The sequence below is a fragment of the Prevotella heparinolytica genome, assembly GCF_004342845.1.
Taxonomy (GTDB): Bacteria; Bacteroidota; Bacteroidia; order Bacteroidales; family Bacteroidaceae; genus Bacteroides; species Bacteroides heparinolyticus.
Window position 1 is genome coordinate 95,023 of sequence record NZ_SLXB01000002.1, and the last position, 13,960, is coordinate 108,982.

Annotated in this window: 8 protein-coding genes, 1 tRNA gene and 1 pseudogene; 9 read left to right on the plus strand and 1 reads right to left on the minus strand. The window is 42.7% G+C overall.

From position 1 onward, the window contains the following. Positions 1–196: 196 nt before the first annotated feature. The 9 genes and pseudogenes from uxaC to EV202_RS01945 all read left to right on the plus strand — a co-directional run bounded on the left by uxaC (position 197) and on the right by EV202_RS01945 (position 9,755). Positions 197–1,603 carry a glucuronate isomerase gene (gene uxaC / locus EV202_RS01905; protein WP_131925063.1) on the plus strand — a complete coding sequence of 469 codons (1,407 nt, stop codon included), beginning with the start codon at positions 197–199 and terminating at the stop codon, positions 1,601–1,603. A 370-nt stretch (positions 1,604–1,973) separates the two neighbouring features. Continuing rightward, positions 1,974–3,356: a peptide MFS transporter gene (locus EV202_RS01910; RefSeq protein WP_131925066.1), complete on the plus strand. Its 1,383-nt coding sequence runs from the start codon at positions 1,974–1,976 to the stop codon at positions 3,354–3,356. Between the two features lie 105 nt (positions 3,357–3,461). Beyond that, positions 3,462–4,265: an MBL fold metallo-hydrolase gene (locus tag EV202_RS01915; RefSeq protein ID WP_106068607.1), complete on the plus strand. Its 804-nt coding sequence runs from the start codon at positions 3,462–3,464 to the stop codon at positions 4,263–4,265. A gap of 94 nt (positions 4,266–4,359) precedes the next feature. Continuing rightward, positions 4,360–4,432 (plus strand) — tRNA-Lys (locus EV202_RS01920). Positions 4,433–4,544: 112 nt separating this feature from the next. Then, on the plus strand, positions 4,545–5,567 hold the full coding sequence (locus tag EV202_RS01925; RefSeq protein ID WP_131925069.1) for a sensor histidine kinase: 1,023 nt from the start codon (positions 4,545–4,547) through the stop codon (positions 5,565–5,567). A gap of 7 nt (positions 5,568–5,574) precedes the next feature. Next, positions 5,575–6,330, plus strand: a complete 756-nt coding sequence (locus EV202_RS01930; protein ID WP_106068605.1) for a LytR/AlgR family response regulator transcription factor — start codon at positions 5,575–5,577, stop codon at positions 6,328–6,330. 32 nt (positions 6,331–6,362) lie between these two features. Then, positions 6,363–7,910 (plus strand): annotated as a pseudogene (locus tag EV202_RS01935) (4Fe-4S dicluster domain-containing protein). A gap of 20 nt (positions 7,911–7,930) precedes the next feature. Further along, positions 7,931–9,328 carry an aldo/keto reductase gene (locus tag EV202_RS01940; protein WP_106068604.1) on the plus strand — a complete coding sequence of 466 codons (1,398 nt, stop codon included), beginning with the start codon at positions 7,931–7,933 and terminating at the stop codon, positions 9,326–9,328. Between the two features lies 1 nt (position 9,329). Continuing rightward, positions 9,330–9,755 (plus strand): DUF1893 domain-containing protein, encoded by a 426-nt coding sequence (locus tag EV202_RS01945; RefSeq protein WP_106068603.1) that lies wholly within the window; start codon positions 9,330–9,332, stop codon positions 9,753–9,755. A gap of 1,531 nt (positions 9,756–11,286) precedes the next feature. Here the strand turns inward: EV202_RS01945 and EV202_RS01955 are convergent. Next, positions 11,287–13,935: a hybrid sensor histidine kinase/response regulator transcription factor gene (locus EV202_RS01955; protein ID WP_234878225.1), complete on the minus strand. Its 2,649-nt coding sequence runs from the start codon at positions 13,933–13,935 to the stop codon at positions 11,287–11,289. Between the last annotated feature and the right edge of the window lie 25 nt (positions 13,936–13,960).

Here is a 13,960-nt window from a genome sequence, read left to right on the forward strand (position 1 = left end):
TTTAATACTTAAATATTATAAATATTTGCCGCAAAGATACGAATTATTTTGTTTCTCCAAGTAAAAATTCTACTTTTGTGTTCGATAACGGTTAATAAAAATAAAAAGGGTAATCAGTCTTATATGCCTTACAATCAATGCTATATGCGTATTATGTCAGTCAAGTAATATTTTTAGATATTTAAAACACAGAAAGATGAAGAACTTTATGGATGAGAACTTCTTGTTGCAAACAGAAACTGCGCAGAAGTTATATCATGAGCATGCGGCTAAAATGCCGATTATCGACTATCACTGCCACTTGATTCCTCAAATGGTGGCAGATGACTATCAGTTTAAGTCCTTGACGGAAATCTGGTTGGGTGGAGACCATTATAAATGGCGTGCCATGCGTACCAATGGCGTAGATGAACGTTTCTGTACGGGCAAAGACACCACCGATTGGGAGAAATTCGAGAAATGGGCGGAAACCGTACCCTACACTTTCCGCAACCCGTTGTACCATTGGACTCATCTTGAACTGAAAACAGCTTTTGGCATTGACAAGATTCTGAATCCTAAAACCGCCCGTGAAATCTATGAGGAGTGCAACGAGAAACTGAAGCAGCCGGAATATTCGGCACGCGGCATGATGCGGCGTTATCATGTGGAAGTAGTTTGCACGACCGATGATCCGGTTGATTCTTTGGAGTATCACATCAAGACCCGCAAAAGCGGTTTTGAGATCAAGATGTTGCCTACTTGGCGTCCCGACAAGGCTATGGCAGTGGAAAGTCCTGCCGACTTTCGCGCTTACGTAGAAAAGCTGGCAGAGGTGAGCGGTGTTACCATTTCGGGGTTTGACGACATGATTGCCGCTTTGCGTAAGCGTCATGACTTCTTTGCCGAACAAGGTTGCAAATTGTCCGATCATGGCATCGAGGAGTTCTATGCCGAAGATTATACAGATGCGGAAATCAAAGCGATATTCAATAAAGTATATGGCGGTAAGATGCTGACCATAGAAGAGGTCTTGAAATTCAAGTCGGCCATGTTGGTAGTGTTTGGAGAGATGGATTGGGAAAAGGGCTGGACGCAACAGTTCCATTATGGAGCCATCCGCAACAACAACAGCAAGATGTTTAAATTGTTGGGGCCTGATACAGGCTTTGATTCCATCGGCGAATTTACTACGGCGAAGGCAATGGCTAAGTTCCTCGACCGTCTGAACTCGGAAGGAAAGCTTACAAAGACCATCCTCTATAACCTGAATCCATGCGCTAATGAGGTGATTGCTACTATGTTGGGTAACTTTCAGGATGGAACGGTTGCCGGTAAGATACAGTTCGGCTCCGGTTGGTGGTTCCTCGACCAGAAAGACGGTATGGAGAAACAGATGAACGCGCTTTCCGTGTTGGGATTACTGAGCCGTTTTGTGGGTATGCTGACCGATTCCCGCTCTTTCCTCTCCTATCCTCGTCATGAATACTTCCGTCGTACATTGTGCAACCTTGTGGGACGTGACGTGGAAAACGGTGAAATTCCCGCATCCGAAATGGAACGTGTAAATCAGATGATTGAAGATATCAGCTATCATAACGCTAAGAACTTCTTCCGATTCTGACAGTGGGCCAATCATAACCGCCGGGCAAAGCACCCGTAAGCCCACACCATATCGTTCCTGAAGTGTGGGATTACAGCTTCTGAAGTGTGGGCGGACGCTTGCTGAAGTGTGGGGTTACGGTTGTACAACTGCAAGCTTTCACTTGTACAAGCGCAAGCTCACACTTGTATAAGTGTAAAACACCTATTTTCAGTAAGTTACCAAACGCTTCCTTTTCCGGTAACTTTTGCATCCAAGCCCCGCTCCTCTTCTGATTAATAGCCTTGCCATAAATAATCAATCGGTAAGAATAAGAGGGATTTGCTTCTTTTATTCTAAAAATGTATTTTTGCGTTTATTTTTTTATCAACCCAACAAAATATACATTAGGATGATGCAATCACCTCAAGCCACCTCCAAAGGCTTCAGTAAAGCCTTTTGGGTAAGTACCACAGTCGAGCTTTTTGAACGTATGGCATATTATGCCGTATTTATTGTTCTCACCATTTATCTTTCCAGCATTTTAGGTTTCAATGATTTTGAAGCGAGTATGATTTCTGGTTTGTTTTCGGGCGGCCTCTATTTATTACCAATCTTTTCCGGAGCATATGCCGATAAAATAGGTTTCAGAAAATCGATGCTTATAGCTTTTTCGTTGCTTTCCGTAGGATATTTGGGACTGGGCTTGCTCCCTACTCTGCTGGAAGCTGCCGGATTGGTGGAATATGGTGAGGTGACTCGTTTCTCCGGATTACCGGAGAGTAACGACAAGTGGATGATTGTTCCCATTTTGTTTGTTATCATGGTAGGAGGCTCATTTATCAAATCCATCATATCAGGGTCGGTAGCCAAAGAAACAACAGAAGCTACCCGGGCACGGGGATATTCCATTTTCTATATGATGGTCAACATAGGAGCCTTCACCGGAAAAACCGTTGTCGACCCATTGCGGAATCTCATTGGCGAGCAAGCCTATATCTATATCAATTATTTCTCGGCTGCAATGACAATTCTGGCTTTATTGTCCGTCATCTTATTGTATAAATCGGCACATACGGCCGGCGAAGGAAAGAGTATGCGCGAAATAGGCCGGGGATTTATGCGCATCATCACTAACTGGCGTTTGCTGATTCTTATTCTTATCGTCACGGGCTTCTGGATGGTACAGCAGCAATTGTATGCCACCATGCCCAAATACGTGATTCGCATGGCAGGCGAAACCGCCAAGCCGGGATGGATAGCCAATGTGAATCCGTTTGTCGTGGTCTGCTGCGTAAGCTTCATCACCCGGCTGATGGCAAAACGTTCGGCCATCTTATCCATGAATATAGGCATGTTTCTGATTCCCATCTCGGCATTGCTGATGGCATGTGGCAATCTATTGGGTAATGAGGTGATCGGTGGCATGAGCAACATCACGCTGATGATGGTACTCGGCATCGTGGTGCAGGCTCTGGCAGAATGCTTCATCTCCCCCCGCTATCTCGAATATTTCTCTTTGCAAGCTCCTAAGGGAGAGGAGGGCATGTATCTCGGCTTCAGCCATCTCCACTCGTTCTTGTCATCCATTTTCGGATTCGGTATAGCCGGTGTGCTTCTGACAAAATACTGTCCCGACCCGGTTTTATTTGAAACACGCGAAGCGTGGGAGGCCGCCAGCACTAATGCGCATTATATCTGGTATTACTTTGCCGGCATCGGACTGGTTGCCGCGGTTGCACTGTCTGTTTTTGCCAAAACCACAGAATTCATTGACAAAAAGAAGAAAGCATAAATTCCATATCGCATAGTTTTCGTATATTTGTTCCCTCAAAGCAAAGATGAGTTCAGAGCGACTTTTCTGAGATAACTCTCTATTTTTGCAATTAAGGAGATAAAAATGAAAATAAAATTCATAAGCCTTGCCAGCGGAAGTAGCGGCAACTGCTATTATATAGGAACAGAAAAATACGGAATACTCATTGATGCAGGTATTGCAGTACGAACCATTAAGAAAGGGCTGAAAGAAGCCGGCATCAGTATGGATATGGTACGTGCCGTATTCGTCACACACGACCATGCCGATCATATTAAGGCGGTAGGCGGATTGGGCGAAAAATTGAATATACCCATTTATACTACTGCACGGATTCATGAAGGCATCAACCGGAGCTATTGCATGACGGAAAAACTACATTCGTCTGCCCGTAACTTGGAGAAACAGCAACCCATGCAATTAGAAGATTTTACCATCGAGTCTTTCGAAGTGCCTCATGACGGCACGGACAATGTGGGCTATTGCATCCAAATAGACGGTAAGGTGTTTTCATTCCTCACCGACCTTGGCGAAATCACTCCTACTGCGGCGGAATATATTAAAAAGGCCAATTATCTCATACTGGAAGCCAATTATGATGATGAGATGTTGCGCATGGGCAGTTATCCTCCCTATCTAAAGGAGCGTATAACCAGCCGTACCGGACACATGAGCAACATAGCTACCGCCGAATTTATTTCGGAAAACATGACGGGACATTTGCAATACATTTGGCTTTGTCATTTGAGTAAGGACAATAATCATCCGGAATTGGCATACAAAACAGTGGAGTGGAAGTTAAAAGAAAAAGGAATTGTTGTAGGAAAAGACGTACATCTTTGTGCATTGAAACGTACAACACCTTCCGATTTGTATGAATTTGAGTAAAAACCACCCTCCTTTCGCAAAAACATAAACATTTGTTTGGCTAAATAAATTCAAAAGACTACTTTTGCACCCGCAAAATTAGAAAAAACAGAATGCACTCTTAGCTCAGTTGGTAGAGCAACTGACTCTTAATCAGTGGGTCCAGGGTTCGAATCCCTGAGGGTGTACAACGATTGAGTAAATTCGCTTTTATCCTCTTTTCTTTCGTTTTAATTCCCACCGAATCATAGCTTCCTCCTTTTTTTGTGTACATTTGCATGAAGAACTATCAGTTATTCCATGAATTCATTCGCAGCACACATTTCCCGGAGGATTTTACTTATCGGATTGATAGGGGCTATGCTCATTATCTATCCCAACGTAATATGTCTGCCATGGGAATTTTACTCTCCTGCTGCACAAAGTCATCGGATCGTTTTCAGCTTGTTTTTTATCTTCCGCTATCTTTATATCGCCGGTTTATTCACTTTATTACTTCGTTTCAATTTACGCAAGGCCACGTTATATCAACTCAAACGTAGGTTTTTCTACAATTTCATGATTGCAGTGGCAGCCTATGTCATTTTTGTTCCTATCTCGTTGAATTTTAAATTTTGTGGGGCACGCGATGCGATAGGAAGCATACTCATCTTTCAATTCTTTGTGGTTTGTTGTATATCCACTTTGTTGGGACATATCATTATGCTATACAAAACCCAGCAGGAAAAGGAAATAGAGATAGAACGCTTGCGCACGGAGAATCTGCAAAGCCGTTGTGACGCTTTGACTAATCAGATCAATCCTCACTTCTTTTTCAATTCACTCAGTGGAATCTCATCATTGATCCGTAAAAAGGACGATAAAAAAACACTGGAATATGTAGACCAGCTGTCGGACATGTTCCGGTATATTTTGCAGAGCGACCGTAAAGGAGTGGTCTCTCTTCGCGAAGAACTGGAATTTATTGAAGCCTTTCAATTTGTCGCCGAAGTACGTTTTGCCAATAAACTCGTTTTTTTAATCGACATAGATAATGCTGCGAAAGATTCCTTGACCTTGCCGGTCCTTTCCTTGCTCCCACTGGTAGATAATGTAATAGTACATAATAAAATAGATGCGGATCATAAAATGGAAATCTCCATATTTATGAATGAGTGCGACGAATTGATTGTTTCTAACCCGATACATCCCAAACTGTCCGTTCCATTGACAAACGGCACCGGTTTGAAAAACCTGGAAAACAGATTCCTATTGTTGACCAATCGAAAAATCAGGGTTGAAATGACAGAGAAAAGGTTTACTGTTTATCTACCTCTAAAATGAAGTGGCAATGAAAGTATTGATTGTTGAGGATGAGACATCATCGTATGAAAATCTGAGGGAAATTCTGCGTGAAATAGATCCGGATATTGAAGTTGTGGGCAATACGGAAAGTGTGGTGCAGACCATCAATTGGTTAAAAACCGGAATTGCTCCCGATTTAATATTTATGGATATACATCTTTCCGATGATTCAGCCTTTGCCATATTTGATAAAATGGAGGTGGAAACTCCCATTATATTTACTACGGCTTATGACCAGTATGCCATTGAGGCCTTTAAAGTGAATAGTATAGATTATTTGCTGAAGCCTATCAAAGTCTGCGAAGTGAAACACGCCATTGATAAGTTCAAGAGACTAAGCCACACTGATGTTAGCCATTATTTATCGCAGTTGCTGCAACTTGCTCCCTCTTCAATGCATAAAAGCAAGATGCTGATACCTTATAAAGATAAATTGATTCCGATAGGTTTCAGCGATATTGCATTCTTTTATACTGCCGATAAGAATTCTTTTATATATTTGAAAAACGGTACTCATTATCCTTATTCCAAAACATTGGATCAAATAATGACAACACTTGATTCCAATAACTTTTTTCGTGCCAACAAGCAATTTATAATCAGACGAGACAATGTGGTCAATATAACAATCTGGTTTGATAATCGCTTGCTTGTCACTCTTGATACAGAAGTGCCTGAACGAATTTATATCAGTAAAAATAAAGCAGCAGAATTTAAGACATGGCTCACCGCCGGTTATTGATACCCTTGTAGAAACCCTAAAATCAAAATATCATGTTACGGAAGATTAGACTAACTCTTGCATTGATTTTCTTTGCACTTATCACCTTATTGTTCCTCGACTTTACAGGGACATTGCACGGGTGGTTCGGATGGCTGGCCAAAATTCAGTTCCTCCCCGCCGTATTGGCGTTAAACGTGGGAGTGATACTGTTGCTCGTTATCCTCACATTGGTATGCGGACGTATTTATTGCTCCGTCATTTGTCCTTAGGGTGTCCTTCAGGACGTCATGGCATGGCTGGGACGAAGAATCCCGAAACGCAGAAAACTCCCCTACTCTTACTCGCCCGCCTTGTCATGGTTGCGCTACGGTGTACTGGGAGTGTTTGTAATTGCATTGATTGCCGGTGTTGGCTCGTTCGTTGCCTTACTTGCACCTTACAGTTCGTATGGACGCATAGCCAATAACCTGTTCCAACCGATATGGCAATGGGCTAATAACGGATTAGCTTACTTGGCCGAGCGTGCAGACAGCTATGCCTTTTATGAAACAGAGGTCTGGATAAAGAGTTTGCCTACATTGCTCATTGCCGTTGCAACTTTCGTTTTACTCATCATTTTGGCCGTGCGCAACGGGAGAACCTATTGTAATACAATCTGTCCTGTGGGCACCGTCTTGGGATTTATTTCACGATATTCTCTTTTTCGTATCACGATAGATCCGGAGAAATGTAACAAGTGTAGTCTATGTTCCCGTCGTTGCAAGGCTGCATGCATTGATTTTAAATCATATCGCATAGACAACAGCCGTTGCGTGACGTGTATGGATTGCATCGGAACATGCAATCACGGTGCTATCTCTTATAAGTATCACCCCATAGGCAGCTATCATGCAGCCGGGAGTCAAAAAGGAGAAAGCATTGTAACGGCAGCTTCTTCTGCCACGAATATATCTTCAGATAATAATATGGATAATACTCGTCGCAGCTTCTTCACGGCTACAGCTTTGGTTGCCGCCACCTCTCTCGTAAAAGCTCAGGAGAAGAAAGTTGATGGCGGACTGGCTACAATTGAAGATAAAGCAATTCCCCATCGCAATACGCCCATCACTCCTCCGGGGGCGTTGAGTGCACATAATATGGCGCAGCATTGTACGGCCTGCCAACTCTGCGTATCAGTCTGTCCCAATCAAGTTCTTCGTCCTTCTACTGACTTGATGAAGTTGATGCAGCCGGAGATGTCGTATGAACGTGGTTATTGTAGGCCGGAGTGCGTGAAGTGCTCTGAAGTTTGTCCGGCAGGGGCTATATTACCCATTAGCAGGGTTGATAAATCGTCTGTTCAGATAGGCCATGCCGTATGGGTGAAGAGAAACTGCATCCCGCTGACGGATGGTGTGGAGTGTGGCAATTGTGCCCGTCATTGCCCCGTGGGAGCTATACAAATGGTGCCGAATGTGGCGGAAGACAGAAATTCCACGAAAATACCGGCGATTAATGTCGAGCGCTGTATTGGTTGTGGCGCATGCGAGAATCTTTGTCCGGCCCGTCCGTTCACAGCCATCTATGTGGAAGGGCATGAAAGACATCGGATTGTATAATCTTTAGAACTTTTATCGTTATGGAAGAACAGAACAAAAATATGAATCGTCGTGATTTCCTGAAAATCGTAGGTATTACGACCGTTAGCTCTACCGCCGCTCTCTATGGTTGCAAATCTGAAGAAGGAAGTAATAAAAGCAACAAAGTATTGGGACCCATCCCTACGGATAAAATGACCTACCGAAGCTTCTCGGGCTTGGGAGATGACAAAGTTTCCATCTTGGGATATGGATGCATGCGTTGGCCCACCGTTCCAGCTTCGGACGGTAAGGGTGATATGATAGATCAGGATGCTGTTAATGAACTGGTGGATTATGCCATTGCCCATGGTGTGAATTATTTTGATACATCTCCGGTATATGTACAGGGATGGAGCGAAAAGTCTACGGGAATTGCATTGAAACGTCATCCGCGGGAGTCTTTCTATATAGCAACCAAACTCTCCAATTTTCATCCCGACACTTGGAGCCGCGAGAACTCTATTGCCATGTATCGCAAGTCGTTCAAAGAATTGCAGGTGGATTATATCGACTATTACTTGCTGCACATGATTGGCGGTGGTGGAATGGAACAATTCAAAAAACGCTATATTGACAACGGCATGATTGATTTTCTTGTCAAAGAGCGTGAAGCAGGACGCATCCGTCGTTTGGGGTGGTCGTTTCATGGAGATATCAAGGCGTATGACTATGCTTTGCAAATGCACGACCGTGGAGAGGTGCATTGGGATTTTGTGCAAATCCAGTTGAATTATATAGACTGGAAACATGCTTCGGGCAGCAATTTCAAGGCCGAATACCTTTATAACGAATTGGCTAAACGCAATATCCCGGCTGTCGTAATGGAACCTCTATTGGGAGGACGGCTTTCCAAAGTGCCCGATCACATTGTGGCACGGCTGAAGCAACGCGAACCGGACAACAGTGTGGCTTCTTGGGCGTTCCGTTATGCCGGTTCGCCTGAAGATGTGCTTACGGTGTTGAGCGGGATGACCTATATGGAGCATCTGCAAGATAATATACGCACCTACTCGCCATTGGTGTCGCTGACTGACGAAGAAACCCAATTTCTGTATGATACGGCAGACTTGATGATGGAATATCCAACCATAACCTGCAATGACTGCAAGTATTGTATGCCTTGTCCGTATGGCATCGACATTCCGGCAGTACTGCTTCATTATAACAAATGCGTCAACGAAGGAAATATACCCGAAAGCAGTCAGGACGAAAACTATCGGCAAGCACGCCGGGCATTTCTTGTGGGCTACGACCGTAGTGTACCCAAACTGAGGCAGGCCAACCATTGCATTGGTTGCAATCAGTGCACCCCTCATTGTCCGCAAACAATTGACATTCCCAAGGAGTTACATCGCATAGACAGGTTTGTAGAACATTTGAAACAAGAAACGCTGTAAGATGGAATGCACCATCGACATGCTTCATAAAGGAGGATACTCTTGTGTGATGAGAAATGATAAGGAAATTCGCACCTTTACCCGACGAGGGGTGATGGATTTATACGATTTGTATCAGGCAGACCCTGCATTTATGCGTGGGGCTGCCATTGCCGACAAGATAATAGGAAAAGGGGCGGCTGCTCTGATAGTATTGGGAGGAATCAAAAAAGTTTATGCCGATGTCATCAGTAGCCCGGCATTGGGGCTGTTGCGCAAAGCAGATATAGATGTGGCTTTTGCAGAAGAAGTGCCGCATATTATAAACCGAATGGGTACAGGGCAATGTCCTTTGGAGGCTGCTTGCAGCGGGTTAAAATCAGCAGAAGAGATGTTTCCTGTGATACGAAGCTTTATATCCGGAATTCGCTCTATTCCTAATACCTAAAATATAATCTCTCCTCCAGAGCCATTGCTCAAAGTTGAGAAATGTTACTGAAGGAGAGAACCCAACACCAGTTTTCATTAAAAATCTGATTTCACAATCAGGAATATCTTGAAGTCTTATGACTGTTTACTCTTCAGAATAAAGATATGCTTTTCTTACACGAAGAAAAAGCTGTTTTTTTGATTGAGAGCCTGTTTAATAGTTTCTTCTATTTAATCGGAGTTTCTTTATATTTCATCAAGAGAGTGCCGGACAATATTAAACAGGCTCCATTCAATCAATACCTTTGAGAACATTTGAATTGAAGAATCTACCACTGATGTTGCCGCAGCGGCAGACCTTCATTCACAGAGCTTATGCCCTTATCGAGAGAATTAGAATAAAAGAACTCTCTGTTAACGTTATACCGAATGTCTAGTCTAGCTCACCAAGTTATATTTCAATTTCACTTTCTACTTCCCTTACGAAAAAATAAAGAGGGAGATGGAGCCTTAGTATATAACTCAAACAAAACAAAACGTTATAAGGACATCTCCCTCAAGAAAAAATGTTCACCTTCACAGGCTTCCTAAAAAGCAAGATGTGCTATACATCATTGCGAATATCTAATACCTAAAATTATAGTTCGCTTTTTTATTTAATAGAGGTTCTTTTTAGCTTTCGCCTATAACCTATCTTATTGTTGAGAACGATTCCTGAAGAATATTTTCCAAAACTGTCGTAGGCATAGGCGCAACCTCCTGCTCCACTTTCTTCTCATATTCTTATGTTCAAGTTCCTCCGCTGCTTTTTCAACCCGTACTATACGCTCATCACATGCATCGTCTTCATCACATGAAATGCGCTCGTCAATTATATCTACCACTTGTTCGTATGTCAGTAATGGTTTTTTCTTTTTATCCATATTCTGAATAACGGTTGAGTAAAACATCGGTTTTTCTGTTGGCAAAGGTAGCCTATAGCCCCTATCAATGTTTGCATCTGATACGCAATAATTGGTATCTACTGCGCATTTTTCATTGAAAGCATTTGACTAATATGCGCATTAATACAAGATAATCGTTTGATTTACAGACGTTGTTTTAAACAAAAATAAAAATACAATAAAAGTACCATCTATCATTTTTAGATTGCAATAATCAAGATGTCGTATGATTGCTGTCAACTAAAACTATTCTTGGATAATCCGCTTCATTCTATTTTATGCTTTCCATACAGAGTGTTTTTAACGTGCTTTCAAGCAGCCCGCAAGACCATGACATTCATAAATCACACATTGGCACTATGACCTCTTCGTGTTGACCGCAGGCTGCGAATTTGTATTCGCACGGCGCGAACAGAGATTTGTTCAGGCTTCGAACAAGTTTACAGTTTGCCACAAACGGTTTTATTCTATGAATCCGGCAGATTTATCCTATAAGTACAATACACAAACTCAATGATTACTGTTCACTCAAACAGCTTGATTTAGTATGCACAGTATTTATGAACGGGCATTGCGGATGCATTCATGAGAAAGGAAAATGAACTTTTATCCTCGACTGAGATATTCTTTGTTACTTTTGCGATACTGCGAAGGTGTCATTTGGAATGTCTGCTTGAATATACGTGAAAAGTAAGATATTTCCGGAAATCCACATTTCAAGGCAATGTCCCCTATCGGTGTTTCGGTGGAGGCCAATAGACGTTTCGATTTGTCCAACCGCATTTGAAGGACATACCCCGAAGTACTGAAACCTGTGATGATCTTTACCTTACGGTTTAGTTGTGAAAGACTCATACACATACGGTCTGCCACGATGTCCGAACTCAAATCGTGATTACTTAGCATGGAGTAGATCACATCATTCAAGCGCATTAAAAAGTTCTTGTCGTTAAGGCTTAGTTCTACAGCTTGTTTCTCGCATTCGTTTGTTGCGCGTGAATACTTTTCGCGCAACATGCGGCGTTGTTCCAGCAGATGCTGAACATGAATGTGCAGTTCGTCGGGGTTGAAAGGCTTTTGCAAATAAGCGTCCGCTCCGGCATCAAGCCCTTCGATACGGTCGCTGTCATTATTTTTGGCAGTAACGATAATGATGGGAATATGGTTTAGCAGTTCCGATTTGCGCACTTCCCGGCATAATTCATAACCGTCTTTTTGGGGCATCATTAGGTCTGTAATTATCAGGTCGGGAATAAACTCATTTGCCTTTTCCAACCCTTCTTCGCCGTCGCGGGCATACAGCAGGCGATATTTCTCCTTTAGCAACCTCCCAATGTAGTAAGAGATATCTTCATTGTCTTCCACTATCAGGACAAGCGGCGATTCCGAAGTTTCGGATGTGGCCTGTATATCAGAAAAATTGTTTGTATCAAAACACTCTGCCATACAACCTTTTTCTTCTGACAGTTCTTCTGTAGTCCATGCTTTCCAAGCTGTGCTTCCATGTTTCAAAGGCAGAGAAACTGTAAATGTAGTCCCTTTTCCAGGCATACTTTCCACGTTGATATCGCCGCCCATACTTTCTACTATCTGCCTTACCAATGGAAGACCTATTCCGGTACTAAGGCCTTCTTTGCTGTTCACTCCTTGGTAGAAAGGGTTGAATATATTAGGAATATCTTCTTTGCTGATTCCCATACCGGAATCTGTAACACATAGCATAAGCCGTTCTTCCTTTTGCTTCATAGTTACAAGAATGCTTCCTCCTTTGGGAGTGTACTTGAAGGCATTAGAAAGCAGGTTACGAGTTATTTTACAAAAATATTCGGGAACGAAATCCATCATAATCACGGTTTCGGCAGGAATAAAACGCAACTCTATCTGTTTTTGTCGCGAATAAGCACGATAGTTCTCCATAACCATACGCATATATGCTACCGAATCACCATTGCGCCATTCCGGAGTGCCTAATTCTGATTTTATTTTAGAGATATCCAATAATTGGTTCACCAGTTCAAGCAGGCTTTTGCCTTGACGTACAATGGTGGCCAACCCCTGCTTTTGCTCTTCCTGTGTCAGCTTTCCCTCCTGTAATTGTTCCGATAGCCCCAATATCACCGTCAATGGTGTGCGAAACTCGTGGGTAATATTAGTAAAAAAACTGTTACGTACGTTTTCCATGTGCCGCATAACCCGTTGGCTACGCGATTTCATGCGAAAAGCATACCACAAAAAGCCAAGTGCCACCAGCATAATGAACAAGATAAAGAACGTGCTATTCAAAATAATGTTTTTTGTGCGCTGTTCCATTCGATAGTTTTCACGAACCGACAATAATTCCCTGTTATTCTTCTCTCGTTCATAATCAATACGCAAATTCTGTATATGATTTTGGTTCTTGGCATTTTTTATACTATCAGCATAAGTCCTATTCAGGATATAGCTGTCTAGGGCACGACGGCAATCTCCCGTTTCTTCATGATAAAGATAATTCAACAGATACACTTCGGACAAATGTTCCCAGGAATTCATTTCTTTTGCTGCTTTCTTAGCACGTTCTAAGTAAGACCGTGCGTCCGGCAGATTCTTTTTCGACAGATTTACTCGCGCCAATGCCAAACAAGCTTCCAGCCAATGATAGAGGTCACTTTTATCCACCATCAGATTGTAAGCATTGCGATATTCACGCAAAGCGTCGTCCCAACGCTTCTCTTTCTCATACAAGCGTCCGAAATGATTGTGGCAAAGAGAAATCCCCACAATGGATTTGGCCATGCGGTTATGCTCCATTGAATGCTGATAATAAACCAATGCGGAGTCCAGCATCCCTTTCTGCTCAAAAATATACCCCAGATTGGCATAATTCATGGCCAGTCCGAGATTACTATTCAGCTTTTTTTCTTCCATCAATGCTACCCGGAAAATGCTGTCTGCCGTATCTCGATTATCTAATGTCAGGTGTATATTCCCAATGCCACTCAATGTGATAACCCTATTCTTTCTGGCTTGAACACTGCTTTTGTCTTTAAATTGTTCACATAGCAGCAACGCGTGATAATGATAAGTGGATGCTTCGTCCAGAATACCTAAACGGCGAAAGTTTGTACCAATATTATTCAAAGCTCGCACAATTGCAAATGTATCCTTAAGATGCATTGCTATTTGCAATCCTTTGCGATGGCATTCGATGGCTTCATTGAAACGTGCATGCTCGCGATAGCGCACACCTTGTACCTCTAAACTATCTATATCCAAATGTTCCTGAGTAATAAGCCTGCTT

Coding starts and splice junctions, on each gene's coding strand:
- uxaC (WP_131925063.1), top strand. CDS start 197: ATGAAGAACTTTATGGATGAGAACTTCTTGTTGCAAACAGAAACTGCG.
- EV202_RS01910 (WP_131925066.1), top strand. CDS start 1,974: ATGATGCAATCACCTCAAGCCACCTCCAAAGGCTTCAGTAAAGCCTTT.
- EV202_RS01915 (WP_106068607.1), top strand. CDS start 3,462: ATGAAAATAAAATTCATAAGCCTTGCCAGCGGAAGTAGCGGCAACTGC.
- EV202_RS01925 (WP_131925069.1), top strand. CDS start 4,545: ATGAATTCATTCGCAGCACACATTTCCCGGAGGATTTTACTTATCGGA.
- EV202_RS01930 (WP_106068605.1), top strand. CDS start 5,575: ATGAAAGTATTGATTGTTGAGGATGAGACATCATCGTATGAAAATCTG.
- EV202_RS01940 (WP_106068604.1), top strand. CDS start 7,931: ATGGAAGAACAGAACAAAAATATGAATCGTCGTGATTTCCTGAAAATC.
- EV202_RS01945 (WP_106068603.1), top strand. CDS start 9,330: ATGGAATGCACCATCGACATGCTTCATAAAGGAGGATACTCTTGTGTG.